The 25,666-nt window shown below is 70.0% G+C and carries 23 protein-coding genes and 1 tRNA gene; 6 read left to right on the plus strand and 18 right to left on the minus strand.

Annotation, left to right across the window (positions count from 1 at the left end; translation table 11 throughout):
• The first annotated feature begins 41 nt into the window (after nucleotides 1–41).
• Nucleotides 42–980: a proteasome assembly chaperone family protein gene (locus ODE13_RS10445; protein WP_378936797.1), complete on the plus strand. Its 939-nt coding sequence runs from the start codon at nucleotides 42–44 to the stop codon at nucleotides 978–980.
• Nucleotides 981–994: 14 nt separating this feature from the next.
• Here the strand turns inward: ODE13_RS10445 and mshC are convergent, their stop codons facing one another.
• The 3 genes from mshC to ODE13_RS10460 form a co-directional block, all read right to left on the minus strand.
• Nucleotides 995–2,287 carry a cysteine--1-D-myo-inosityl 2-amino-2-deoxy-alpha-D-glucopyranoside ligase gene (gene mshC, locus ODE13_RS10450; RefSeq protein ID WP_322479215.1) on the minus strand — a complete coding sequence of 431 codons (1,293 nt, stop codon included), beginning with the start codon at nucleotides 2,285–2,287 and terminating at the stop codon, nucleotides 995–997.
• 94 nt (nucleotides 2,288–2,381) lie between these two features.
• The gene (locus ODE13_RS10455; protein ID WP_322479216.1) at nucleotides 2,382–3,209 is read right to left on the minus strand and encodes an undecaprenyl-diphosphate phosphatase; all 828 of its coding nucleotides are present in this window, start codon (nucleotides 3,207–3,209) and stop codon (nucleotides 2,382–2,384) included.
• Nucleotides 3,210–3,300: 91 nt separating this feature from the next.
• A complete protein-coding gene (locus ODE13_RS10460; RefSeq protein WP_322479217.1) occupies nucleotides 3,301–3,645 on the minus strand; it encodes a primosomal protein in 345 nt (114 codons plus the stop codon).
• Between the two features lie 182 nt (nucleotides 3,646–3,827).
• Here ODE13_RS10460 and ODE13_RS10465 point away from each other — a divergent pair, with 182 nt between their 5' ends.
• Nucleotides 3,828–4,079, plus strand: a complete 252-nt coding sequence (locus ODE13_RS10465) for a DUF5703 family protein (RefSeq protein ID WP_322479218.1) — start codon at nucleotides 3,828–3,830, stop codon at nucleotides 4,077–4,079.
• Nucleotides 4,080–4,116: 37 nt separating this feature from the next.
• Here the strand turns inward: ODE13_RS10465 and ODE13_RS10470 are convergent, their stop codons facing one another.
• The 15 genes from ODE13_RS10470 to ODE13_RS10540 form a co-directional block, all read right to left on the minus strand.
• Entirely contained in the window at nucleotides 4,117–5,322 is a 1,206-nt protein-coding gene (locus ODE13_RS10470) for an acyl-CoA dehydrogenase family protein (protein ID WP_322479219.1), read from the minus strand.
• A 61-nt stretch (nucleotides 5,323–5,383) separates the two neighbouring features.
• A complete protein-coding gene (locus ODE13_RS10475) occupies nucleotides 5,384–6,703 on the minus strand; it encodes a M20/M25/M40 family metallo-hydrolase (RefSeq protein WP_322479220.1) in 1,320 nt (439 codons plus the stop codon).
• Between the two features lie 45 nt (nucleotides 6,704–6,748).
• Nucleotides 6,749–7,711 carry a BadF/BadG/BcrA/BcrD ATPase family protein gene (locus ODE13_RS10480; RefSeq protein ID WP_322479221.1) on the minus strand — a complete coding sequence of 321 codons (963 nt, stop codon included), beginning with the start codon at nucleotides 7,709–7,711 and terminating at the stop codon, nucleotides 6,749–6,751.
• The gene (gene murQ, locus ODE13_RS10485) at nucleotides 7,708–8,643 is read right to left on the minus strand and encodes an N-acetylmuramic acid 6-phosphate etherase (RefSeq protein ID WP_322479222.1); all 936 of its coding nucleotides are present in this window, start codon (nucleotides 8,641–8,643) and stop codon (nucleotides 7,708–7,710) included. The genes ODE13_RS10480 and murQ overlap by 4 nt, the downstream gene beginning before the upstream one ends.
• A 20-nt stretch (nucleotides 8,644–8,663) precedes the next feature.
• On the minus strand, nucleotides 8,664–10,154 hold the full coding sequence (locus ODE13_RS10490) for a sodium:solute symporter (protein ID WP_322479223.1): 1,491 nt from the start codon (nucleotides 10,152–10,154) through the stop codon (nucleotides 8,664–8,666).
• Nucleotides 10,142–11,440 carry an anhydro-N-acetylmuramic acid kinase gene (locus ODE13_RS10495; RefSeq protein ID WP_322479224.1) on the minus strand — a complete coding sequence of 433 codons (1,299 nt, stop codon included), beginning with the start codon at nucleotides 11,438–11,440 and terminating at the stop codon, nucleotides 10,142–10,144. Before ODE13_RS10495 ends, ODE13_RS10490 begins: the two co-directional genes overlap by 13 nt.
• Complete coding sequence (locus tag ODE13_RS10500; protein WP_322479225.1) at nucleotides 11,437–12,156, minus strand: GntR family transcriptional regulator; 720 nt, start codon at nucleotides 12,154–12,156, stop codon at nucleotides 11,437–11,439. The genes ODE13_RS10495 and ODE13_RS10500 overlap by 4 nt, the downstream gene beginning before the upstream one ends.
• 155 nt (nucleotides 12,157–12,311) lie before the next feature.
• Nucleotides 12,312–12,398: transfer RNA gene (locus ODE13_RS10505), tRNA-Leu, on the minus strand.
• Between the two features lie 125 nt (nucleotides 12,399–12,523).
• A complete protein-coding gene (locus ODE13_RS10510) occupies nucleotides 12,524–13,696 on the minus strand; it encodes a biotin/lipoate A/B protein ligase family protein (RefSeq protein WP_322479226.1) in 1,173 nt (390 codons plus the stop codon).
• A 157-nt stretch (nucleotides 13,697–13,853) separates the two neighbouring features.
• On the minus strand, nucleotides 13,854–14,111 hold the full coding sequence (locus ODE13_RS10515) for a type B 50S ribosomal protein L31 (protein ID WP_179542623.1): 258 nt from the start codon (nucleotides 14,109–14,111) through the stop codon (nucleotides 13,854–13,856).
• An 83-nt stretch (nucleotides 14,112–14,194) separates the two neighbouring features.
• Nucleotides 14,195–15,604 carry a flavin monoamine oxidase family protein gene (locus ODE13_RS10520; protein WP_322479227.1) on the minus strand — a complete coding sequence of 470 codons (1,410 nt, stop codon included), beginning with the start codon at nucleotides 15,602–15,604 and terminating at the stop codon, nucleotides 14,195–14,197.
• Nucleotides 15,601–16,437: an NAD(P)-dependent oxidoreductase gene (locus ODE13_RS10525; RefSeq protein WP_322479228.1), complete on the minus strand. Its 837-nt coding sequence runs from the start codon at nucleotides 16,435–16,437 to the stop codon at nucleotides 15,601–15,603. Before ODE13_RS10525 ends, ODE13_RS10520 begins: the two co-directional genes overlap by 4 nt.
• A gap of 78 nt (nucleotides 16,438–16,515) precedes the next feature.
• Nucleotides 16,516–17,391: an RNA methyltransferase gene (locus ODE13_RS10530; RefSeq protein WP_322479229.1), complete on the minus strand. Its 876-nt coding sequence runs from the start codon at nucleotides 17,389–17,391 to the stop codon at nucleotides 16,516–16,518.
• Entirely contained in the window at nucleotides 17,388–18,230 is an 843-nt protein-coding gene (locus tag ODE13_RS10535; RefSeq protein ID WP_179542619.1) for a sulfite exporter TauE/SafE family protein, read from the minus strand. The genes ODE13_RS10530 and ODE13_RS10535 overlap by 4 nt, the downstream gene beginning before the upstream one ends.
• 7 nt (nucleotides 18,231–18,237) lie before the next feature.
• On the minus strand, nucleotides 18,238–19,026 hold the full coding sequence (locus ODE13_RS10540) for an ABC transporter ATP-binding protein (protein WP_179542618.1): 789 nt from the start codon (nucleotides 19,024–19,026) through the stop codon (nucleotides 18,238–18,240).
• A gap of 171 nt (nucleotides 19,027–19,197) precedes the next feature.
• Between ODE13_RS10540 and serB the strand changes: the two genes are divergently transcribed.
• The 4 genes from serB to ODE13_RS10560 all read left to right on the plus strand — a co-directional run bounded on the left by serB (nucleotide 19,198) and on the right by ODE13_RS10560 (nucleotide 25,647).
• Complete coding sequence (gene serB, locus ODE13_RS10545; protein WP_322479230.1) at nucleotides 19,198–20,199, plus strand: phosphoserine phosphatase SerB; 1,002 nt, start codon at nucleotides 19,198–19,200, stop codon at nucleotides 20,197–20,199.
• Between the two features lie 196 nt (nucleotides 20,200–20,395).
• Nucleotides 20,396–22,606, plus strand: a complete 2,211-nt coding sequence (gene tkt, locus ODE13_RS10550) for a transketolase (protein ID WP_416210656.1) — start codon at nucleotides 20,396–20,398, stop codon at nucleotides 22,604–22,606.
• 69 nt (nucleotides 22,607–22,675) lie between these two features.
• Nucleotides 22,676–23,800, plus strand: coding sequence for a transaldolase (gene tal / locus ODE13_RS10555; protein ID WP_322479232.1), 1,125 nt, complete (start codon nucleotides 22,676–22,678; stop codon nucleotides 23,798–23,800).
• A 206-nt stretch (nucleotides 23,801–24,006) separates the two neighbouring features.
• Nucleotides 24,007–25,647 (plus strand): glucose-6-phosphate isomerase, encoded by a 1,641-nt coding sequence (locus tag ODE13_RS10560; RefSeq protein WP_322479233.1) that lies wholly within the window; start codon nucleotides 24,007–24,009, stop codon nucleotides 25,645–25,647.
• Nucleotides 25,648–25,666 lie beyond the last annotated feature (19 nt).

The following is a 25,666-nucleotide window of genomic DNA, read 5'->3' on the forward strand; positions in this document are numbered from 1 at the left end:
GCCCTGGTCAGCACTTCCCTCCCCTCGGCGCCAGGGCTAGTGTGAGAAGCGTGGATGAGCAGAGCCAGCCCGAGGACGCCCCCCAGGAGACCGAGGCCCGCGCGGCCCGGTTCATCCATCACCTGCGCGAGTCCGCAGAGACTCCCGACGCGCGCCCCACCGTGATGGTGCTGGCCTTCGAGGGATGGAACGACGCCGGTGGTGCCGCCTCCTCCGCCGTCCGGTCGATTACCACGGCTGCCGACGGCGAGCTCGTGGAGCGCATCGACGATGAGGACTACTACGACTATCAGTTCACCCGCCCCCGGGTGCGACGCACCGGGACGCACCGGGAGATCGTCTGGCCCGCCACCAGGATCTACCGGGCACGCCCGGAGTCCACGCCGCTTGATCTCCTGCTGGTCAACGGGGTGGAGCCCAGCTTCCGCTGGCAGGCGTTCACGGCGGAGATACTCACCAAGGCGGTTGAGCATGATGTCGCTGCCATCGTCCTGGTGGGGGCCCTGCTCGCCGATGTGCCGCACACCCGCCCGATCCCCGCCGCGCTCTCCAGCGAGGACGCCGCCCTGCAGGACGCCCTGGATGTGGACGCACCCACCTATGAGGGGCCCACCGGGATCGTCGGAGTCCTCGCGCACACGGCCAACCAGGCCGGGATCCCGGCAGTGTCGCTCTGGGCGGCGGTGCCGCACTACGTCGGTCAGGCGCCCTCCCCGAAGGCGCAGCTGGCACTGATGCGGCAGCTCGAGGATCTGCTCGGCCTCACCCTGGAGGTCGAGGAGGTCGCCGAGGACGCGGAGGCCTGGGAGCGTGGGGTCGACGAGCTCGCTCAGGAGGACACCGACATCGCCGAGTACGTCCAGCGGCTGGAGGAGGCCACTGACACGCCCAGCCTCCCGGAGGCCAGCGGCGAGGCCATCGCCCGCGAATTCGAACGCTACCTGCGCCGCCGACGGCCCCCGGAGCCCGGAGACGGCTGAGCCACCCCGGAGCCTCAGCCCAGTCGGAGGCCCAGCAGCCCGGCGACGACCTCGCGCACCCGGTCCTGGCCGGTGCCCCCCGCGATCTGTCCGGCCGCCCACAGGTCCAGCTGATCCAGCGCCGCCGGGGCGTTGAGGTTCATCGACAGCGCAGCATGCAGCGCGTACTGCAGGTCCTCGGCGACGTCGGGGCTGCCGTCGTGCACCTCCGGGGCGCGGCCCAGTGCCGCGTTCCAACGGTCCATCCGCACCTGGGCGTGGTCGAGGAGGTCATCGCTCCAGCTCCAGTCGTGCCGCCAGTGCTGGCCCAGCAGCGCCACACGGATCAGCTGAGGGTCCACTCCTTCCCCGCGCAGCCGGGAGACCAGCACGAGGTTGCCCCGGGACTTGGACATCTTCTCTCCGTCGAGCCCCACCATCCCGGTGTGGACGTAGCTCTCGGCCAGCGGCAGCCCTTCGGCGGCGGTGGCGTGCGCGGCAGAGAACTCATGATGCGGGAAACGCAGATCCGACCCTCCGCCCTGGACGGTGAAGGGAGCCGGCAGATGGCGTCGGGCGATCACCGAACACTCGATGTGCCAGCCCGGACGTCCCTCGCCGAGGCTCCGGCCGTCCCACGAGGGCTCACCGTCACGGCGGGCCCTCCACAGGAGCGGGTCCAGCGGATCCCGTTTGCCCGGACGGTCAGGATCTCCCCCGCGCTCCGGGAACAGCTCCTCCATCGTGCCGCGGTCATAGGCGCCGACGCTGCCCAGGCGCCAGCCCGTGCGTGCCTGGGCGGCGGCGATGTCGAAGTAGACGTCGTGCGCCTGCGCCACCCCCTCGGGAAGGTCCTCGGCGGGTACCGGCACGGGGTACCCCACCCCGTGGGAGACCAGCGCCTCGACGTCCTCGACGACATCAGGGATGGTCTCCACGGCACCGAGATAGACGTCCGGGGCGATCACGCCGAGGGCCTGCATGTCGGTCCGAAAGAGCTCCGTCTGGTCCTCGGCCAGGACGCGCCAGTCCACGCCGGTGGTCTCGGCACGTTCCAGGAGGGGATCATCGATGTCGGTGACGTTCTGCACATAGCGGACGTCCAGGCCGCAGGCTCGCCAGTAGCGGACCAGCAGATCGAACTGGAGGTAGGTGTTCGCGTGGCCCAGATGCGTGGCGTCATAGGGGGTGATGCCGCAGACGTAGAGCGAGCCCAGGCCGTCGCGGGAGGCCACGTCGGCCAGACCTCCGCGCGCGGTGTCGTGCACCTGCAGAGCCTCCGGCAGGGGCGGGAGGGTCGGCACGACCGGGGAGGTCCAGGATTTCACGCGGGCGGGTCCTTTCTGCGCGGGCAGTCCGGTCAGTGGACAACGTCGGCCAGGGGCTGGGTATTTCCAGCCTGTGGATTCCTGCGGATTCCGCTCAGGCGTTGATGATGCCCAGGCCGAGCAGCGCGTAGACCAGCAGACCCACCACGATGCGGTAGTTGACGAAGAGCGTGTACGAGTGGCTGGACACATAACGCAGGAACCAGCCGATGATCACGTACGCCACGGCGAAGCCCACCACGGTGGCGACCATGGTCTGGCCCATCGTGTACGGCCCGGACTGTTCCCCCACAGAGCCCAGGAGCTTGTAGAGGCCCGAGCCGAAGACCGCCGGCACCGCGAGCAGGAAGGAGTACCGGGCCGCCGCCTCACGGGTGTAGCCCATCAGCAGACCGGCGGTGATCGTTCCACCGGATCGCGAGACCCCGGGGACGAGCGCCAGCGCCTGGGCGAAGCCGAAGAGGATGCCGTCTCGGATGCTCAGCTCGGCCAGCGGCTTGGCTTGCCGGCCGGCGGCGTCGGCCACGGCCAGCAGCACGCCGAAGATGATCAGCATCGTGGCCACCAACCAGAGCGTGCGGAAGGTGGTGTCGATCAGGTCTTCGAAGAGCAGGCCGAGCACCACGATAGGGATGGTGCCGACGATGATGAGCCAGCCCATGCGCACATCCGGGTCCCGATGCGGAAGTCTGCCGGTGAGGGCGGCGAACCAGGCCCGCAGGATGCGCACGATGTCCCGCCAGAAGTAGACGAGCACCGCCGTCTCCGTGCCGAGCTGAGTGATCGCGGTGAACGCGGAGCCGGGGTCTGCCGCTCCTGGGAGGAACTCCCCCACGATGCGCAGATGCGCCGAGGAGGAGACCGGGAGGAACTCGGTGAGGCCCTGGACCAGTCCCAGGATGATCGCTTCAATCCACTGCACAGGCTGAGCCTAGATCATCCAGGGCGGTCCGGCGGTCCACCTCACCGGGTGAGATCCGACACCGTGTGCGCAGCGCCCCGCAGCAGGGCCTCTAGCGTCGCCCCTCGTCACGCTCCTCGTCGTCCTCGGAGTCGAGGTCCTCGTCGTCTTCGTCGTCGTCGAGGTCCTCTTCCAGGACGTCGTCATCCTCGTCGTCCTCGTCGTCCTCGTCCAACGCGTCGTCGGAGTCCTCGTCCTCGTCGTAGAGGTCGAGCGGGGTGACCTCTCCGGTCGCGGCGAAGAGCGCGTCCTCGTAGCCCTCGAAGGCGTCGGCGATCCCGTAGAAGGCAGCCTCGACCGACGGGTCCTGCTCGCCTCGCCGGTTGAGTGAAGCAGAGAGGTGCTCTTCAAGAGCGTTCGTCAGCGTGCTCAATGCGACGCGGGGATCGATGTTCATAGGCACACCGTACCAACGCCCAGGCCGTGGGGTAAGACCTCCGGAAGAGTTTCCGGACACGTTCCCGACGCGCGTGACCACCGTGCGGGGAACGGGTGCTAAGGTGCACTCAATCGCAGAGGCGATGCCGCGCTGACATCGCCCTTCGGCCGCACTCCAGAGAGTGAGCGTGATCGGCAGGAATGTCCCAGCAGTTCTCCGCGTTCCCCTCCTCCGCCGCCGCCCGGTACACCGCCGACGATGCGTCCGGCCTGCACTGGGAGTACATGGTGATCACCTGTCAGCCCAGAGAGTCTCTCACAGAGGTCCGACGACGGATCGTCGACCACGCGGAATACGGCAAATGGGAGCTGCGCCGCAGCCGCCTGTACACCGGAGGGGTGCGCAAATACTGGCTGCGTCGCCGGATCATGAAGGTCCGGCCCACCCTCTGAGCGTCGCCGCCGCTGACACGCGTCCGCCGGCAGCGGATCATCCCTCAAGGGCGCCCAGCAGCGATGTCGCCAACGTCCTATGGGCGGACTCGTCGTCTGAGGGGTGGTGCACCCCGGCCAGGACGTCCCGATAGAGCCGGCTGAGCTCGCTGAGCCGGCGGTACTGCCCTCCCCCGCTGACCTGGAGCGCGGTGTCGACGGCGTCGCGAGCGGTGCGGGTGGCGCTGGTGCGCAGGGTGACCAGCCGGGGAAACCACAGCTCTCCGTGATCTGCGCCGTTCTCGATGTCCTGGCTCACGCCGCGCAGCTGCGCGTCGAGGGCGAGCTGATGCAGCCGCGCCTCGGCCAGCCGGTAGCGGATGTCCGGATCGGTGCTGAGCGGCTGCCCGGTGGTGCGGGCGGTGCGGGAGCCGACGTGCGCGACGGCCAGCTCCAGGGCGCGATCCCCGATGCCGGTGTAGACCGCGGCGAGCAGCCCCAGGAACGAGGAGAAGATCGCGAAGACGAGCGGGTCCCGGTTCGGAGCCGCTGGCAGTCGTCGCACGATCCGTCCGGCCGGCACCCGCGCCCCCTCCAGGACGGTGGTGTGCGACTGGGTGGCCCGCATGCCCAGGGTGTCCCAGTCGTCGAGGCTGCGCCAGCCGTCGGCCTCGCGCTCGAGGAAGCCGAAGATCAGCGGCGTCTCGCCGCCGTCGACGTCGCGTCCGAAGAGACCCAGCCGGGTCCACACGGGTGCGAGCGTCGTGAAGATCTTGATCCCGGTGAAGCTGACCGAGCCGTCCTCGGCGACACGGGCTTCGGTGCCGGAGTCGAAGAGGACCGCGTCGTTGCCCGGTTCGGAGATCCCGAAGGCGAAGATCTCCTCCGCCGCGGCCTCCTGGAGGACCTGTCGAAACTCCGAATGACCGCGGGCCACCATCTGCCGAGCTGCGGACACCCACACGTGGTGCATGTTGACCGCCAGCGCGGTGGCCGGGGCGTGCGCCGCCAGCAGCCGCTGCCCCGCGACCAGGTCCGGCAGGTCCCAGCCCAGCCCTCCCAGCTCCTTCGGCACGAGTGCCCGCAGGTAACCGACCTCGATCAGCTCGGCCAGGTCCTCGTGGCAGAACTCGTTGCGTTCGTCGTAGGCCGGTGCACGTGATCGGACGCGGTCCAGCAGCTCCGGGGTCAGCACATGGGAGACCAGCTCACGCACCCGTGGATCGGGATTCTCGGCGAGGAGGTCACGGTGGTCAGGGTCCATCGGGGATGTCCTCTCAGGCGGTGTTGCGCGGGCAGTGACGGGCAGTGACCGGCCCGTTCCGTCACTGGGCGGTCAGGAAACGATGCAGCACCCGCACGCCGAAGATCAGCGAGTCCACCGGCACGCGCTCGTCGACCCCGTGGAACATGCCGGTGAAGTCCAGCTCCGCAGGGAGCTGCAGCGGGGCGAACCCGTAGCCGGCGATGCCCAGCGCAGAGAGGTGCTTATTGTCCGTGCCGCCGCCGAGCATGTACGGGAGTACGACGCCGTCGGGGTCCTCCGCTCGCAGCGAGGCGACCATGTCCTCCACCAAGGCCCCGGAGAAGGGCACTTCCAGAGAGGGTCCGCCGTTCTGCAGCTCGAAGCGGATCTTGTCCCCCGCCAGCTCCTGCAGCGTGGCCGCGACCTTCTCATCCTGGTCCGGCAGGGTACGGGCGTCGACGAGCGCCTCGGCGGTGCCCGGGACCACGTTGTGCTTGTATCCGGCCTCCAGGACCGTCGGGTTGGAGGTGTTGCGCAGCGTAGCGGCGATGAACTTCGAGGTGCTGCCGGTGGCCTCCAGCAGCGCGGAAGGGTCCTGCTCGTCGAAGGGGATGCCGGTGAGCTCGGAGAGCTGCTCCATCAGCGCCCGGGTGGTCTTGGTGTACTCGATGGGCCACTCGTGCTCACCGATGCGCGCGACGGCAGCACCGAGGGTGACGACGGCGTTGTCGGTCTGGACCGCGGAGCCGTGCCCGGCGGTGCCCGAGGCGACCATCTTCGTCCAATGCAGGCCCTTCTCCCCGGTCTGGATGAGATAGGCGCGGGTGCCGGCGATCTCTGTCGAGAATCCGCCGACCTCGCTGATGGCCTCGGTGGCGCCCGCGAAGAGCTCCGGATGGTTCTTCACCAGCCACCCGGCGCCGTAGGTGCCGTTGTCCTCCTCGTCGGCGAAGAAGGCGAAGATGATGTCTCGCACCGGCCGGTGCCCCTCGCGACGCATGCGCAGCAGGGCGGCGAGGATCATCGCATCCATGTCCTTCATGTCCACCGCACCGCGGCCCCAGATCATGCCGTCGACGATCTCGGCGGCGAAGGGGTCCACCTGCCAGTCCTCCGCCTGGGCCGGGACCACGTCGAGGTGACCGTGGACCACCAGCGCGCCGGCCTCCGGGTCAGTGCCCTCCCAGCGCGCCACCACGGAGGCCCGCCCCGGGGCGGATTCGAAGATCTGCGGCTCGAGACCTGCCCTGCGCATGATCTCCGCACAGTACTCGGCGGCCACGCGCTCCCCGTGGGAGCGCCCGTTGCCCCAGTTGGTGGTGTCGATCCGGATCAGGTCCCGGCAGAAGTCGACGACGTCCTGCTCGGAGAGGGCTGCGGGGTCGAGTGCGTCAGTCATGGGACCACCCTATCGCTCGCCCTGTCGCCCGACGGAGGGCGGGATTCATGTCCAGACATGGCCCTGCTGCGCCACGCGGACCCCACCGGCCACCATCCGCGCCAGGCGCAGGGCTCCGTCGAGCGGGTCCCCCTGGGAGGGCACCAGGTCCACGGGCGGATCGGCCTCCTCGAGCACGGCGCGGAAGCTCTCCTGGAGGTGAACCGCGGTCCCGGCCAGCCCTCCGGCGAGCGCCGCCCGGCGCGGGACGGGCGTGTCCTCGGTCCGCTCGGCGGCCTCGAGCGCCGCCAGGGTGCCCGCGGCGGCTTCCCTGCCGGCTTCGCGGAGGATGTTCCGGGCGCTGGGATCGTGCTCCGCGAGACCGACGACGTCCTGGGCGAAGGAGGCGAGCACCCCCGCGCGGTCCGGGCGCGGATAGATCTGCGCCGGCCAGCTGCCCGGCGGTCCGAACCGGCGGACGCCCTGCGCCAGGATCGCGGCCCCGGCCGGGTCGAGGCCGTCATGGGCGCGCAGCGCGGTCTCCAGCGCGCGCCGCCCCACCCAGGATCCTCCCCCTCGGTCCCCGAGCAGATGCCCCCAGCCGTCGACTCGCCGCCAGCGGCCGGGACCCTGCGGACCAGGGTGGCTGACCGTGATGGCACCGGTGCCCAGCGCAGTGACGGCTCCGCCCGCGCCGCCCAGCGCTCCGAGGTGTGCGGTGACGGCGTCGATGGCGACCGCCCCGGCGGTGCGGGTCTCCCCACCCAGCAGCTCCAGCATGTCCTGCGGCCGGGCCACGAGGGAGGCGAGGCCGGTGGCGCCGACTGCGGCACCTTTCAGATCGAGCAGGTCCGCCGGACGCTGCTCGCGGATCCGGCGGATGAGCTCCTGGACGATCTCCGCGGCGGTGCTCCCGGTGGGGCGGACCTCCACACGCGGACCGTGGAGCACCCAGCGTGACGCGCCGTCGCCGGCGAGCAGGGCCGCTCGGCTGCCGGAGCCGCCGACGTCGATGCCGAGCAGCGTCATGTCCGCCCCTGCTCTCGCAGCGTGGCAGGCTTCTCGTCGGCGCGTAGGGCATCGCGGACCGAGCCGTCATGCTCATGCAGGAGGCGGGCGCTCTGATCCGCGTCAAGGCTGGAGAGTGCCATCAGGAGGGCGGTCTTCAGGTCGCCCTCAGCCTGGGCGAGCGTCCTGCGGGCCGCAGGCTCCTCGAGGCCGGTGGCCTCGCGCAGGATGCGCACGGTGCGTTCGCGCAGCTTGGCATTGGTGGCGACCATGGAGACCATGAGGTTGCTCCAGGTCCGCCCGACGGCCACCATGAGGGCGGTGGAGAAAGCGTTGAGGACCAGCTTCTGCGCGGTGCCGGCCTTCAGGCGCGTGGAGCCGGTGATGGCCTCCGGCCCGGTGTCGAGGCAGAGGTGATGGTCTGCGTGCGCCCGCAGCGGGGCCTCCGGGTTGCTGGAGATCAGCACGGTGGCGAGTCCACGGTCCCTGGCGGTGGCGAGCGCCCCGCCCACGTAGGGGGTGGAGCCGCTGGCGGTGAGTCCGATGACGACGTCGTCGGCGCCCAGTTCCGCCACTGCGGCGGCGCCGTCGTCGAAGGAATCCTCCGCGTCCTCGACCGCCTCCTGCAGCGCTCGAGGTCCGCCGGCGATATGCCCGACGACCCTCCCGGGCGGCAGGTTGAAGGTCGGGAGCAGCTCGCTGGCGTCGAGCACCCCCAGCCGCCCGGAGGTCCCTGCGCCGAAGTAGTGCACATCGCCTCCGCGCCTGAACCTCTCGGCGGCCCGGTCGACCACGACGGCGAGATCAGGCAGCACCGCGTCCACCGCGGACACCGCTCGGTGGTCCTCGTCATGGAGACGGCGCAGCAGCTCCTCGGTGCTGAGCTCCTCCAGGTTCTCTGTGCGGGGGTTGCGCCGTTCCGTGGGCGGCAGGGCGGCGTCGTGCTGGGCCATGGGGTCCTTTCCGGGGACGATCAGGTGGTGGGCACGTCGGCGGGGCGAGTGGGGGCGGGATGGCGCAGCCCGAGCAGTCCGCCCACGCTCAGTGTGACGATGACTCCCAGCAGCGGGTACCACTGCCAGGCCACCCAGACCTCCCCCACCACATACTTCTCCATCACGAAGAAGAACAGGTTCACCGCGACCGCGGCGACGAAGGCGATGTTCGCGTCGGCCGCCCGGGCCCTGCTGTTCACGATGCCGAAGATGAACGCCCCGAGCAGCCCTCCGTAGGTGATGCCGGCGATGCCCAGGGCGAGGATGACGATGTTGCCCTCGTCGGACTGGAAGAAGGCCGCCGGCACGATGAAGGCCAGGCCCCATCCGACAGTGGCCCACCGGCCGGCGCGCAGCCCCTCGCGGTCCCCCAGCGGGCGCCGCAGGATCTTCGCGTAGACATCGGTCACGGTGGAGGAGGACAGCGCCGACAGCGAGGAGGACAGGGTGCTCATCGCGGCGGCCAGGATCGCGGCGAGGAGCAGACCGGAGATGCCGGCCGGAAGCGCCTCGATGATGAACAGGGGGAAGATCTCATCGTCGCGCCCCAGCCCCAGGTCCTGCGGAGCACGCTGCTCGTAGTATCCCCACAGCGCCAGACCCACCACCAGGAACACCAGGAACTGGAAGAAGACCAGGATGCCGGAGCCGATGAGCGCCTTCTGGGCTTCACCACGGCTGCGGCAGGTCAGCAGACGCTGGACCACGATCTGGTCGGCCCCGTGGGAGGCCATCGCGAACACCGCGCCTCCGATCAGCGAGGGGATCAGCGTGGAGGCGTCGGACAGCGGATTGCCGGTGGTGACCAGCAGGTTCAGCTTGCCGTCCGCGGCCGCGTCGGTGAACCAGCCGCCGCCGGTCTGCACGGAGACCACGATGATCGCCAGGAATCCGCCCAGCACGTACAGGCACATCTGGACGACGTCGACCCAGACCACAGCCTTGATGCCGCCGATGAACGTGTAGGCGATGGTGACCACGGAGAGGATCACGATGATCGTGAAGTAGTTCGTGTGCAGGCCCATGCCGTCCAGGATGAGCTTCATCGGGATCGCGGCGGCGAGGACCCGCACACCATCGGCGAGCAGGCGGGTGAAGAGGAAGGTCACCCCGGCGGTGGTCTGGGTGCTCTGCCCGAACCGCTTACCCAGATAGGCGTAGGCGGTGACCATCTCGCCGTCGTAGTAGCGCGGAAGCATCAGGAAGGCGACCACGATGCGCCCGATCAGGTAGCCCATGGCCACCTGGAGGAAGGAGAAGTCCCCCAGATAGCTCATCACCGGGGTGCCGACCACGGTCAGCGCGCTGGTCTCCGTGGCCACCACCGAGAGGCAGACGGCCCACCATGGCAGGTTGCGTCCGCCGAGGAAGTAGTCCTTCAGCCCGGCCTGGCGGCCGCTGAGACGCAGCCCCAGCCAGGCGGTGGCGGCGAGGTATCCGAGGATGACGATGAGGTCTAGGGTGTGCATTCCGGGCCTCCTGGGCACTGGTGCGCGGGGGTGGTCGTCGGGGCGGCGGCTGGTTCCGAGGCCCGGCGGATGCGCAGGCGGTCGGGCATCCGGCCACGCGGATCGGGCAGGGCCAGGGGGTCGTGTCCGGGGGTCAGGCGTCCGGCCACGGAGGGGTGCGCCGCGCCGGTGACGCTGGGCAGGGTGCCGGGCAGCCCGTGCCAGCTCAGCCAGCCCAGCAATGCAGTCAGGCAGGCCTCCTTGGCCCCTTCCGGCAGGCCGAAGGCGTCATCGGTGGTGGTCAGCTCGATGAGCGCTCCCCCGTGCGTCAGCTCAGCGCGCAGCATCCGCATCAGCGTCGGATTGCGGGTTCCGCCGCCGGAGGCGACCACCTCGCCGACATCGTGGCGGCGGCAGGCCTGGGCCACGGTCCGAGCCGTCAGCGCGGTCACGGTGGCGACGACGTCGACGTCTCTGGGCCGTGGGCCCGGCAGGGTGGCGCGTCTGTGCAGTGCGGCGTCGAGATGATCTCCGTGGAAGAGCTCCTTGCCCGTGGTCTTCGGGGCCGGCCGGGCATAGTAGGGCTCGGCGAGGAGAGCCTCGAGCAGAGGCTGGTCCACCTCTCCCTGGGCGGCGAGTCGGCCCTCACGGTCCCAGCGCTGGGCACCGCCGCTGAGTCTCCGTGCCATGACGTCGATGAGCGCGTTGGCCGGGCCGGTGTCGAAGGCGATCGTCTCGCGGCCCGGAGCGACCACGGTGATGTTGGCGATGCCGCCCAGGTTGAGCATCGCCGTGGCGCGATCGGCGGCGGCACCCGGGCGTCCGGCCAGGAGCAGGTGGTCCAGGAGGCTGACCAGCGGAGCTCCGGAACCCCCTGCGGCCACGTCTCGCGCGCGGATGTCGGAGAGTACCGGGAGGCCGGTGCGTTCGGCGATCCAGGCGGGCTGGCCGATCTGCAGGGTGCTGAGCACCTGGCCGTCGACCACCTCATGGCGGATGGTCTGTCCGTGCGTGACGACCAGTTCGCATCGCCGGCCGGTCCGGTCCGGGGACGCTTCGAGGAGTGCCGCGCCGGCGCCGGCGCTGTGCAGGCCCAGCTCGCGGTCCACGCTGCTGACCAGCTCCAGCGGAACCTCCCCAGGAGTGAGCAGTCGGTGGATGTCGGCGGTGAGCGCGTCGGGGAAGGGGACCTCGTGTGCCGCCAGGAGGTCGAGGTGCAGGGTCCCGTCGACGTCGTCGGTGATCTCCACCAGGGCCGCATCGAGTGCGTCGGCGGAGGTTCCGGACATCAGGCCGGTGATGATCACGGTGCCTCCTGCTCGGGCCCGGGCAGGGCCAGCTCGGTGCGGATCTTGTACCGGTCGCCTCGATAGACGGACCGAACGAATTCGACGGCCCGGCCGTCGGCGTCCCAGGAGGTGCGTTCGAAGTGCAGGGCGGGGGTGTGCTCGGGCACGGCGAGGTCGCGGGACTCCTGGGCGTCCAGGACTGTAGGTTCGATGGTCTGCACAGCCTTAGCCAGCGTCACGGAGTAGCGCTGCGCCAGCAGCGTGTAGAAGGAACGGTCCTCGAGGTCTCCCCGGCTCAGTCCGGGCACCAGCTCGGCGGGCACGTGCAGCTGCTCCAGGGCGATGGGCTCATCATCTGCCAGACGCAGGCGGGTCAGGCGGATCAGCGCGGTGTCCGGGGCGAGGTCAAGACGGCGGGCGGCCAGCGTGCCCGCCGGGCCCGTGTCGAAGGAGAGGGTGCGGGCGCCGGGCCTCAGTCCGCGGGCCTGCATGTCCCGGGTGAAGGAGCTTGCGGCCAGCCCCTGATCGAGCTTGGGCCCCAGGGCGAAGACTCCCGAGCCGTGGCGGCGACGTACGGCGCCGCGGACGACGAGTTCGTCGATGGCTCGGCGCAGCGTCATCCTGGCCACGCCGAGCTCCGCGGCGAGCTCGCGCTCAGAGGGCAGCTGCTCCCCCGCGGCCATGGAGTCGATCCGCTCGAGCAGCTGGTCCCGGATCCCGTGATACTTCGTCACCCGACCATTGAGACATACGCCACTCTCGAAATCAAGACCACTGGACTAACTCTGTCGCGTCGGCGGTGACGGAGACCTCTGTACTCCGCCGGGCACACGACGAAAAGACCCCGGTCTGATCAGGATCTCTCCTGATCAGACCGGGGTCTGAATCGTGCGCGGAGGGGGACTTGAACCCCCACCCTCATTAATAGAGGACTAGCACCTCAAGCTAGCGCGTCTACCTATTCCGCCACCCGCGCGGGTGATCGATGCCCGTGGGCAACGACATGAAACTTTAGCACGCGTGCCACGTGGTTCACGAATCGGGCCATATGCCTCCTTACTGCTCCTCAGAGGCACGGTGTGCGGTCCGGGCGCACCGGCCTCAGGGGACGCGAGACGTCCAGGCCTCGGTGCCGAACTTCTCCTCCACCAGCTGCCGGGCACGCACCATCTCAGCATCACGGATCGCCGCCGGACGGGCGCCGTAGCGTCGGCCGAAGACCTCCATGAACGTCTCGAGGATCTCCTCTCGACTGCGCCCGGTCTGGCTGCGCAGCGGGTCCACGCGCTTCACGGCGGAGGTGATGCCCTTGTCGGAGATCTTCTCCCGGCCGATGCGCAGGATCTGCAGCATCTTCTCGGCGTCGATGTCATAGCTCATGGTCACGTGGTGCAGCATCGCGCCGCTGGCGAGCCGCTTCTGCGCCGCGCCGCCGATCTTGCGCCCCCGGGACTCGCCCTCGGCCGCTGAGACGATGTCGTTGAGCGGCTTGTAGGAGGCCTCGACCCCGACCTCGCGCAGCGCCTCCATGACCCAGGAGTCGAGGAACGGGTAGGAGTCGGCGAAGCTCATCCCGTCCACCAGGGACTGGGGGACGCACAGCGAATAGGTCACGCAGTTGCCGGGCTCCATGAACATGGCGCCCCCGCCGGAGATCCGACGCACCACCGTGGTATCGGTGGCCCGGGCCGCGTCGGCGTCGACCTCGTTGATCAGCGACTGGAAGGAGCCGATCACCACGGCCCGCTCGCTCCAGTCCCACAGGCGCAGCAGCGGCGGCCGGTTCCCCCGGCCGACCTCCTCCGTGAGGACCTGGTCGAGGGCGACGTTGAGCGCGATCGGCAGCTTCATGGGTGGAAGGATCTCCCACTCATGGTCTTCCCAGCTGGTCGCATGCCCCAGGGCTCGTCGCACGGCGATGCCCACGGCCCCCGCGTCGAAGCCGAACATCTGGGCGTCGTCGGGCATGCCGGCCTCCACCGCGCGGGCGATGGTCTCTCGGCCGGCGTCGACGTCGAGCCCCACCAGCGAGCGGTTGAGGTCCAGCAGGGCGTCGTCAGGCTCGAGGAAGAAGTCACCGTTGACCGAGACGGCGGCGATGCGGCGGGCCTCCTCGTCCACGGTGAGGTCGACGACGACCAGCTTGCCGCCGGCGACCTTGTACTCGCCGTGGCGGGTGGCCCCGGTGCCGGGGCGCACGACGCCGGCCACGGGATCAGCTCCCGCGACGCCGGAGGAGGGGGGCTGCTGCGGACTGCTCTGCTGAGGGCTCATCACGGCAACCATCGTACTGCCGGACACCGGGAGCCGGCGGACCGGGGGCGAATCCTGACCGCTGAAGCTCCCCGGACACGACGAGGGCCGCGGCACGTGCCGCGGCCCTGGTCGTGCTGCCTCCGCCGTGCGGGACGTCAGAGGCGGTGGCGACGTCTTACTTCTTGCCGCCGAAGCCCTTGAAGCGCTTGTTGAACTTGTCCACACGGCCGGCGGAGTCCATGATCCGCTGCTTGCCGGTGTAGAACGGGTGGGAGGCCGCCGAGATCTCGACGTCGATCACCGGGTAGGTGTTGCCGTCCTCCCACTCCATGGTCTTGGTGGAGGTGGCGGTGGAGCGGGTCAGGACCTTCTCACCGGAGGAGAGGTCGTTGAAGATGACCGGCCCGTACGTGGGGTGGATGTCAGACTTCATGATGCGGATATCCTTCGTGTCTGCCGCTGGATTTTGCCAGAGGCGCGTGGATCAGGGGGCCCTCTTCGGACCAGCACACCATCCTATCCCAGGCCGGCCCTTCGGCCCAACCCACCCGGGCGCCGATCATGCCCGAGCCCCGCCTCGCATCCTGGCCCTATCTCGAATCCCGCCCCAGTCTCGGAGCCCGCCCAGATCTCGGAGATCGGGAGGGGACGGCCGAGGATGTTCTCGGCCGCGCGGTGTCCGGAGCACAGCGCCGCGGTCACCGTCGCCGGGTCCTGGCCCCAGGTCGCCTCTCCCGCGATGTGCAGCACGCCGCCGAGCGGGATCGCCAGGTCGTCATGGTCCTCGGGCCGGGACCCGACCGGCATGTAGGCGTACGACCCGCAGGCGAACGGATCGTCGCCCCAGTGCGTGACGTGCACCTCGGTGGGCTCGGGGACGTCGCGGTGCAGCCTCCTCAGCTGCACCAGCACGGAGTCGGCGACGTCTTCGTCGCTCCAGGCGCGGATCCCCTCCGCGGCGGGCCCGGCGGCGAAGGTCAGCAGGGTCGGCACGCCGTCGAGCCGGGTGAGGTCGTACCAGGAGTGCCACCAGTGCCCTTCCAGTCCCAGCTGCCGGAGGGCGTAGGCGTCCTCGTCCCAGAATTGGCGCGGGAAGCGCAGGATCACCTTCTCGAAGGCATTCATCTCCAGGCGTCCGAGCGCCGTCGAGACCGGCTCCGGAAGCGGCGGCTCCACCCGCAGCCGGTCGGACCTGAGCACGCCGACGGGCACGGTGACGACCACAGTGTCCGCGGCGAAACTGCCCCGGTCCGTCTCGACGACGACGCCGTCGGCGCCCCAGATGAGCCGCGTGACGAGATGCTCGAGACGTACGTCGAGTCCGGCGGCGAGGTTCTCCGGCAGCGCGGAGTAGCCGCGAGGGAAGATCACCTCGTCGCCGATGATCTCATCATCGTCGAGGCCGTGTGCGGCGAGATCCTCGATCCGGACGCCGTACTGCTCCTCGCTGCGATGGGCGAGGTGATCACGGACCCTCTGGGCCCGGTCGGCGTCCCACCCCTGGGCCGCGAGCGCGGCCTCAGCGACATCCCGATAGGAGTCGGTCGGGCCGGAGGCCTCGATGAGCGGGACGAGCGTCCGGTCGACGGTGTGCACGTCCTCAGCGAAGGCTCGGGCCTCCGCGGCAGAAAGGCGTGCACCGTCGGGCCCGAAGTACACGACGGGACGGCCGTCGACCTGATATCCGCCCACCGTGAACTCGACCATGGGCATGTCGAAGGCCGCGGCGGCCTCGGCGACGGGATTGTCGTCGATCCCGTGGATCCAGCTGGCACCGAGGTCGAGCCCATGTGCAGTGTGCACCCGCCCGCCGACGCGGTCCCGGGCCTCCAGCACGACGACGGACCGCCCCGCCCGGCCAAGCAGGCGGGCGGCCGTCAGCCCGGCGACGCCGGCCCCGATGACGAGCGCGTCGCCACGGATCATGAGCGCCAGGTGTGCCGCGGCTCGAAGCCGAGCAGACGGCGCGCCTTCTCGATGGAGAGCATCGTGTCGTGCTCACCGAGGTCGCCGCGGATCGGCACCTCGGGAAACACCTCTCTCACGAGGTCGGCGTTCCTGCGAGTCGTGACGGTGTCCGCGGCGGCGATGATGAATCGGTCGAAGCCGGCAGGTGCGGTCTGCAGCGCCTTCTCGACGGCCTGTGCGCCGTCGCGGGCGTCGATGTAGCTCCACAGGTTCCACTTGCGCTCGCGCGGATCCTCGTCGAAGGGGAAGGCGCCGTAGTCCTCGGGCCACATCACGTTGGAGAAGCGAAGCGCCGTGATGGATGTCTGCGGGTTCCACCGCACGAGCTCGATCGCCATCTGCTCCTCGAGGTGCTTCACCAGCGAGTAGACGGACTCGGGGCGGGCCGGATACTCCTCGTCGACCGGGATGTAGGGCGGGGGCACGTCGAAGGGCAGTCCCAGCACGGTCTCGCTGGAGGCGTGGACGATTCTGGTGATCCCTAGCTTCGTCGCCGCCCAGAACACGTTGAACGTGGCGAGCATGTTGTTGTGGAAGGTGGCGACATCGGGAGCGAGCCCCGGGGCGGGGATGGCGCCGAGGTGCACCAGCGCGTCCACGCCGTCGTGCGTGTCGTTCACCGAGGCCAGGGCGTCGGCGACCTCTCCGTGGTCCGTCAGATCGATCTGCACGAAGTCGCGATCCCGCTCCCCCGTGCGATCGAATCCGATCACACGATGACCGGCGGCACGAAGCTCCCGCGCGACCACAGATCCGAGCTTGCCTGAAGAGCCTGTCAGTGCGATGCGCATGCGCACCAGTGTGGCACAGACCACGAGAGCGGGTGCCTGGCGGAGGCTGGGTACGGGAGGGACTCCGCGCCGCGCCGATCAGCGTGTCGCGTAGAACGCCACCGCGGAGGCCGCGGCCACATTCAGCGAGTCCACCCCGGGCATCATCGGGATCGTCACCCGCGCATCCAGACGTCGGTCCGTCTCCGCCCGGAGTCCATCGCCCTCATTGCCGAGGACCAGGGCCAGCCGGGGGTAGTCCTCCGCCACCAGCGCATCCAGGGTGATGGATCCTTCCCCCAGCGACATGCCCGCCACCACGAAGCCGGCCTCCTGCAGGCCCGCGAGACCATCGGGCCACGGGTGGATCCGCGTCCAGGGCACCTGGAAGACAGCCCCCATCGAGACCCGGATCGCCCGGCGGTACAGCGGATCCGCGCAGGCCGGGGACAGCATCAGGGCATCCAGCCCGAGAGCCGCAGCGGACCGGAACACCGCACCGACGTTCGTGTGGTCGGTGAGATCCTCCAGGATCCCGATGCGGAGCCGCTGTTTCTCCGAGCCGGTGCCGAGTCCAGCCAGCACCTCCTCCAGGCTCAGCTCCGGCGGTCGATGCATGGCCGCCAACGCCCCGCGGTGCAGGTGGAATCCGGTGATGGCCTCCAGCACCTGCTCCTCGCCCAGGTAGACGGGGGCGTCGGGCCAGCGGGCGACGACGTCGGCGAGGCCCGCCAGGTGCCGATGCTCCATGAAGAACGATCGCGGCCGATGTCCGGCGGCGACCGCCCGGCGGACGACCTGGCTGGACTCGGCCATGTACATCCCGTGCTCGAGGTCCTGTCGACGGCGCAGCCCCGCGTCGGTGAGAGACCGGTAATCCGTCACACGGGGGTCATCGGCCGAGTCGAGGCGGATGACCGGATTGGGCACCGCACGGGCCTCTCCGGCGTCGACGGGACGAGACGGGCCGCTCATGCGCCCAGCAGGTTGCGGATCATGACGAACAGAGCCACGAGCCCGAGGGAGACGATCACCAGGCGCAGCACCAGAGGGCTGAGGCGGCGCCCCACCCAGGCCCCGGTGAAGCCTCCGATGGTGGAGCCCACGGCGATGATGGCCACGACCACCCATTCGATGCGGTCTATTGCCAGGAAGAGGTAGCTGACCGCCGCGGTGAGGTTCACCGTGAGCACCAGCGCGTTCTTCACCGCATTGGCCTGCTGCAGGCTCGCCGCGAGGAACACCCCGAGGATGCCGACCAGCAGCACCCCCTGGGCGGCGACGAAGTAGCCTCCATAGACCCCGGCGAAGAAGACCAGAGCGATCAACAGCGGCCCGACCTCCGGGCGCTCGGCCGGAGGCTCCTGGCCGTTGTCCTCAGCGAGCCGAGTGAGCCGCTCCTGCTCGGCGGCCTTGCGCGCCCGCACCCAGCGCTGCAGGCGCGGCTGGAAGACCACAAAGCCCAGCGCCACGACGATCAGCGCCGGCGCCACGGTCTCGAAGACCTCCTCCGGCAGCGTGAGGAGCAGCAGAGCGCCGACGACGCCGCCCAGCAGCGAGACGGGCACCAGACGCAGCAGCGTTCCGCCGACCTGGGCGATCTCGCGACGATATCCCCAGGTGCCGGCCATGTTGCCGGCGATCAGGCCCATCGCATTCGAGATGGTCGCGGTCACCGGCGGGAAGCCCATGGCGACCAGCACGGGGAAGGTCACCAGCGTGCCGGAGCCGACGACGGCGTTGATGGCACCGGCCCAGACCGCGGCCAGCGCGATGATGAGGACCTGGTCCAGGCCCAGTCCGAGGAGCTCCATCGCAGGCTCAGCCGGTGGTGGCGAACGCGGAGAAGCGCCCCTCGCGCTCGTGGAGCTGCAGGGGGATGTCGAAGGTGGTGGACAGATTCTCCGAGGTCAGCACCTCACGGATCGGTCCCTGAGCCACTGTGCGGCCCTCACGGAGCAGGAGCACATGCGTGAATCCCGGCGGAATCTCCTCCAGGTGATGGGTGACCAGCACGGTGGTCGGCGCCTCCTCGGCGGCCACGAGTTCCGCGGTGCGGTGCACCAGCGACTCACGCCCGGCGAGGTCGAGCCCGGCCCCAGGCTCGTCGAGCAGCAGCAGCTCCGGATCGGTCATCAGGGCCCGCGCGATCTGGACACGCTTGCGCTCCCCCTCGCTGAGCGTGGAGAAGGTCCGGTCGAACAGGGTGCCCACGCCCCAGGAGTTGAGCAGCTCGAAGGCGCGACGCTCGTCGAGCCGCTCGTACTCCTCCCGCCAGCGGCCCGTGACGCCGTAGGCGGCGGTGACGACCATGTCCAGGGCCCGCTCCCCCACAGGCATCGAGGAGGCCAGCGCGTTGGAGCACAGGCCGATCCGCGGGCGCAGCTCGAAGACGTCCACGGCGCCCAGCGTCTCGTCCAGGATCTGCACCGACCCCACCGTGGGGTGTAGCCGTGCGGCCGCGATCTGCAGCAGGGTGGTCTTGCCTGCCCCATTCGGTCCGAGCACCACCCAGCGCTCGTCCTCAGCGACGGACCACGTGACGTCGTCGAGCAGATTCTTCCGGCCGCGGCGCACGCTGACGCCCTGGATGTCGAGGACTGGACTCATGCGCCCCACACTATCGAAGCCGGATACCCTGGTCGCACTATGACTGATCCCTCCGGCCGCGTGTCTCCTCCCCCCTCCTCAGCCCCTTCCCCGGCCTCCACGCCGGCGTCCCCTTCAGCCTCCCCATCGGCCCCGGCACCCTCTCCGGATCTGCCCCCGGGGGCGGTGGCCATGATCGCCGCACGGCGCCTGGATGTTCCGCTGCTGCGCTCGCTCACCGCGGAGCTCGAGCGCCGCGGTGCAGTGCACAGCGTGGAGACCCGCCGGGTGGCGGTCCGCGACGCCGCCGGCGACGGAGAGGTGGAGGTCGCCCGGTGGTCCGTGACGCTGGATGACTCCGACGACTCCTACGGCACCCAGCTGCTGATCTCGCTCCTCCATGACGTGGCCGACCGGGTCGCCGAACAGCTGGAGGCCGAGGGACAGGGCGAGGAGGCCCTCGACGGCGCTGCGCCGGTGACCACCACAGTGCTCCCGGCCGGCATGCGCCCCGAAGGGCCGAAGATGCTGCTGATGGACGTGGACTCGACCCTCATCGACCAGGAGGTGATCGAGCTGCTGGCCCGGCACGCCGGACGCGAGCAGGAGGTCGCCGCGGTCACCGAGCGGGCGATGCGCGGGGAGATCGACTTCGCCGACTCGCTCCACGAGCGCGTGGCCGTGCTCGCAGGACTGCCGCTGTCGGTGATCGACTCCACAGTGCAGGCGGTCTCGCCCACCTGCGGCGCCGAGACGCTGATCGGCGACTTCCGCCGACGCCGGTGGCCGGCGTGCGCGGTCTCGGGAGGCTTCGTGCAGGTGCTCGATCCGCTGGCCGCCCGGCTAGGGCTCTCCCTCACCGATGCGAACCTGCTGGAGGTCGAGTCCGGCCGGCTCACGGGCCGTGTCGAGGGTGAGGTGGTGGACCGGGCCGCGAAGGCGGACCGCCTGCGTCGCTGGTCGGCCGACCAGGGGATCCCTGCAGCGTCGGTGGTCGCCGTGGGCGACGGCGCCAACGACCTGGACATGGTGACCGCCGCCGGCGTCGGCGTGGCCTTCTGCGCCAAGCCGGCACTGGCGGAGCATGCTGACCTGGTGATCCGGCATCGGTCGCTCGAACTCGTGGGCCTGGCGCTGGGGCTGGACCAGCAGCCGGCCACCGCCGCTCATCTGGACCGCTCATCTGAGCAGTGAATCACGGACGTCCTGTGTTGCGACGGATTTGGGAAACCGCATTCCATCATCCGGACGGACGACCAGTCGCCATTGAGGACGCGGAAGTGGCCGTCTTCCCTGGCCAGAGCGACGCCGAACGCCGTCCCGAGCGATCCTCACCTCACATGACCGCTCGCGTGAGCATTCGGCAATCACCACATGATGCGAGACACATATGCTCGACCCCGGTAGTCTGGACACGCGCGGCACGACGAAGTGCAGCCTCGTTGTCATCCGTCGAAACCTTGGAGGAATCTCAGTGACCGAAACAGCCGTGAACGACTCCGCCGTCTTCAGCGATCTCGACGAGCGGGCCGTCGACACCCTGCGCGTGCTCGCCGCCGACGCCGTGGAGAAGGTCGGCTCCGGCCACCCGGGCACGGCCATGTCGCTGGCTCCGGCCGCGTACCTGCTCTTCCAGAAGGTCATGAGGCATGATCCGAAGGACCCGCACTGGATCGGCCGCGACCGGTTCATCCTGTCCCCCGGTCACACGTCGCTGACCCTCTACCTCCAGCTGTTCTTCTCCGGCTACGGCCTGGAGCTCGACGACATCAAGGCGCTGCGCACCTGGGACTCGCTGACCCCCGGCCACCCGGAGTACCGCCACACCGACGGCGTCGAGATCACCACGGGCCCGCTGGGCCAGGGTCTGGCCTCCGCCGTCGGCTTCGCCTACGGTCAGCGCCGTATGCGGGGTCTGCTGGACCCCGACGCCGCTCCGGGCGAGAGCCCCTTCGACCATCACGTGTGGGTCATCGCCTCCGACGGCGACCTCCAGGAGGGCGTCACCTCCGAGGCCTCCTCGCTCGCCGGCCACCAGCAGCTGGGCAATCTCGTGGTCATCTACGACGACAACAAGATCTCCATCGAGGACGACACCGACATCGCCTTCACCGAGGACGTCGCGGCCCGCTATGCGGCCTACGGCTGGCACGTGCAGCGCGTGGACTGGCTGAAGACCGGCGACTACGTCGAGGACGTCGCGGAGCTCGAGCGCGCCATCGCCGAGGCCAAGGCCACCACGGACAAGCCCTCGCTGATCAGCCTGCGCACCATCATCGGCTGGCCCGCCCCGAACAAGCAGAACACCGGGGGCGTCCACGGATCGAAGCTGGGCGGTGACGAGCTCGCCGCCCTGAAGCAGGTCCTCGGATTCGACCCGGAGCAGCACTTCGCCGTGGACGAGGGGGTCCTCTCCCACGCCCGCGACGTCGTCGAGCGCGGTGCCGCCGCGCACGCCGAGTGGGACCAGGCCTACCAGGCCTGGCGCCAGGCCAGCCCCGAGGCCGCCGAGCTGCTGGACCGGCTGAGCGCCGGCGAGCTGCCCACGGGCTGGGAGGAGAGCCTGCCCGAGTTCCCTGCGGGTGAAGCCGTCGCCACCCGCGCCGCCTCTGGCAAGGTGCTCAACGCCCTGGGCGACGTCCTCCCCGAGCTCTGGGGCGGCTCCGCCGACCTCGCGGGCTCCAACAACACGCTCATCGCCGCTTCGCCCTCCTTCGTGCCCGAGGAGCGCTCCACCTCCAAGTTCTCCGGCAACCCCTTCGGTCGGAACCTGCACTTCGGCGTCCGGGAACATGCGGCGGCGGCGATCACCAACGGCATCCAGCTGTCGACGCCGCTGCGCACCTACAGCGGCACGTTCCTCATCTTCTCCGACTATCAGCGTCCGGCGGTGCGTCTGGCCGCGCTGATGGGGATCGGCTCCATCTTCGTCTGGACGCACGACTCCATCGGTCTCGGCGAGGACGGCCCCACCCACCAGCCCGTCGAGCAGCTGGCCTCGCTGCGGGCCATCCCCGGCCTGGACGTGGTCCGCCCCGGTGATCCGAACGAGGTCGTCGTCGCCTGGCGCGAGGTGCTGCGCCGTCGGGACCGCCCGGCCGGCCTGGCATTGACACGTCAGGGCATCCCCACCTACGAGCGTGGTGACGGCCCGGCCACCGCCGAGTCCTTCGGCTCGGTCGAGGGAGTCTCCCAGGGAGCCTACGTGCTGGCCGAGGCCGTCAGGGATGGCCAGGCGGTCACTCCCGATGTGATCCTGATCGGCACCGGCTCCGAGGTGCAGCTGGCCGTCGAGGCGCGCGAGCAGCTCGCCGAGAAGGGTCTCGCAGCCCGCGTGGTCTCCATGCCCTGCCGCGAGTGGTTCTTCGAGCAGAGTGCGGAGTACCGCGAGTCCGTGCTGCCCGCCGGAGTGCGTGCCCGCGTCTCCGTGGAGGCCGCCCATTCGATGGGCTGGCGGGACATCGTCGGCGACGTCGGGCGGATCATCGGCCTGGACCACTTCGGTGCCTCCGCCGACTACCAGACCCTCTACCGGGAGTTCGGGATCACCTCCGAGGCCGTCGCCGAGGCGGCGGAGGAGTCCGTGGCCGCCGCACGCTGACACCCAGCCCGCTGACCTGACCCTTGGGCGGCGCCGCCGCCCGCAGACCTGCCACCAGGAGGCACACCCATGACCACCAACGCGAACACGCAGGCGCTCTCCGAGCAGGGCGTCTCCATCTGGCTGGACGACCTGTCCCGTGAACGTCTGGACTCCGGCTCGCTGGCCGGACTCATCGAGAGCCACCATGTGGTCGGCGTGACCACGAACCCGACGATCTTCGAGAGTGCCCTGGCCAAGGGCGAGGCGTATGAGCAGCAGCTCAGCGAGCTCGCGGACGCCGGTGCCGACGCCGAGAAGGCCGTCTTCGACATCACCACGACCGACGTGCGGCAGGCCTGCGACGTCTTCTCCGGCGTCTACGAGCGCACCGACGGAGTCGACGGCCGGGTCTCCATCGAAGTCGACCCCCGCCTGGCACGAGACACCGAGGGCACGATCGCCCAGGCCAAGCAGCTCTGGGAGGCCGTCGACCGTGAGAACGTGCTGATCAAGATCCCCGCCACCGTGGAGGGGATCGAGGCGATCGCCGCCGTCCTCGCGGAGGGGATCAGCGTGAATGTCACGCTGGTCTTCTCCCTGGAGCGGTACCGGGCGGTCATCAACGCGTTCATGCTCGGCCTGGAGAAGGCCCACGCCGACGGCCGGGACATCTCGAAGATCCACTCGGTGGCATCGTTCTTCGTCTCCCGCGTGGACTCCGAGGTCGACAAGCGCCTCGAGCTGGCCGCCGAGGAGGGCAAGCCGGGCACCGAGAAGCTTCGCAGCTCCGCGGCCCTGGCCAACGCCCGTCTGGCGCACCAGATCGCCGGGGAATCCTTCAGCTCCGAGCGCTGGCAGCTGCTGGCCGAGCGCGGGGCCCACCCGCAGCGGCTGCTGCTGGCCTCCACCGGCACGAAGGACCCGAACCTCTCCGACACCCTGTACGTCACCGAGCTGGTCGCCGCCGGCGTGGTCAACACGATGCCGGAGAAGACCCTGCTGGCCCTGGCCGACCACGGCACCGTCGACGGCGACACGATGACCGACACCTACGTCGAGTCCAACCGTGTGCTGGACGGCATCGCCGCCGCGGGCATCAGCTACCGCGAGGTCGTCGACGTCCTGGAGGCCGAAGGTCTCGACAAATTCGTGAAGTCCTGGGAAGGGCTGCTGGGCACCATCGACGCCGGGCTGCGACGGGTCGTCGCCTGAGGACCACTCGCTGAGCGGCCGAACCACGGCCGCTGATCCGCCCCTCCGGCGACGTCGGACACCCGATGTCGCCGGAGGTCGGCAGCTCAGTCCTCCTCAGCCTCATCTCCGCCTCACCCCGAGACTCGGCCACGCCACCGGCTTCACGCGGCCGCTCCGAGGCGACAGTCTGCCTCGACAGCCTCTGCTTCGAAAGGATTCACACCATGAGTTCCCTCTCCCTCACCCTGCGCGGCGCCGCCCGCGACGCAGTGGACGTCCAGGTCCCTGGCCTGATCGACCACGAGTTCGCCAGCCGTCTCGCCGCCCAGGACCACACGCTCTGGGGCGCCGCCGCTGAGGACGAGGCCTCGAAGCGGCTGGGCTGGGTCTCGCTCTTCGACGACTCCCGTGCCCTGCTGCCCCGCATCGCCGAACTCCGTGAGGCACTCATCGCCGAGGGAGTCGACCGCGTGGTGCTGGCCGGTATGGGCGGGTCCTCGCTGGCCCCCGAGGTCATCTGCGCCACCGACGGCGTGTCGCTGACCGTGCTGGACTCCACGGACCCGCAGCACGTCGCGGCAGTCGTCGGCGAGGACATCGGACGCACGGTGCTCGTGGTGTCCTCCAAGTCCGGCTCCACAGTGGAGACCGACTCGCAGCGCCGCATCGTCTCCGCCGCCTTCGCGGCCGCCGGCATCGATGCCGCGTCCCGGACGGTGATCGTCACCGACCCGGGCTCCCCGCTCGCGCAGTCGGCGGCGTCAGAAGGCGTGCGCGCCATCTTCGAGGCCGACCCCACGGTGGGCGGCAGGTACTCCGCGCTCACAGCCTTCGGCCTCGTGCCGTCCGGGTTGGCCGGAGCCGACGTCGAGAGCCTGCTGGACGATGCCGAAGAGGCCTTCACTGTGCTGACCGGCGACGACGACGCCAACCCGGGGCTGCAGCTGGCCTCGGCGATCGGCGGCACCCAGCCGCTGCGCAACAAGCTGGTCATCACCGACGCCGGCTCCCCGCTGGTCGGGCTCGGGGCGTGGATCGAGCAGCTCATCGCCGAGTCGACCGGCAAGGAAGGCACCGGCGTGCTCCCGGTCATCGTCTCCGACGGCGAGCCGGAGCTGACCAGTGAGCTCGACGACGTCCTGGTGGTGCAGATCATCGACCCCGACGTCGAGGAGGGCTCCTCGGTGGACGGCGACGCCGCTGACACCGTGGTGACCCCCCATGTGGTCCGCACCGGCGGCAGCCTGGGCGCCCAGTTCGTCCTCTGGGAGGTCGCCACCGCCGTGGCCGGCGCTCTGCTGGGCATCAACCCCTTCGATCAGCCCGACGTGGAGTCGGCCAAGACCGCGGCACGTGGGCTGCTCGACACCCCCGCCCCGGAGGCCGGCGAGGCCGTCGTCGACGGATCCGTGGAGATCCGGGCCGACGGCGGTGCCGCGACGGGTGAGGACCTCGTCTCCGCACTGCGTGCGCTGCTCGGACAGGTGCCCAGCGAGGGCTACCTCGCGGTCATGGCCTACCTGGACCGGACCACCGAGACCCGTCTGGAGGAGGTGCGACCGCAGCTGGCCGCGCTCACCGGCCGTCCCGTCACCTTCGGCTGGGGTCCGCGCTTCCTGCACTCCACCGGCCAGTTCCACAAGGGCGGACCACACGTGGGGGCATTCCTGCAGATCACCACCGATGCCGACACGGACCTCGAGGTCCCGGAACGTCCCTTCACCCTGCAGAAGCTGATCGGCGCCCAGGCTGCCGGGGACGCCCAGGTCCTCGCGAGCCACGGCATGCCGGTGCTGCAGGTGCATCTGAAGGACCGCGCCGCGGGACTCACGCAGGTCCTCGACGCCGTCGACGCCCTGTCCTGACACGCACAGTCGAGACGCC

This window comes from Nesterenkonia sp. HG001 (assembly GCF_034438835.1).
In the GTDB taxonomy this organism is placed as follows: domain Bacteria; phylum Actinomycetota; class Actinomycetes; order Actinomycetales; family Micrococcaceae; genus Nesterenkonia; species Nesterenkonia xinjiangensis.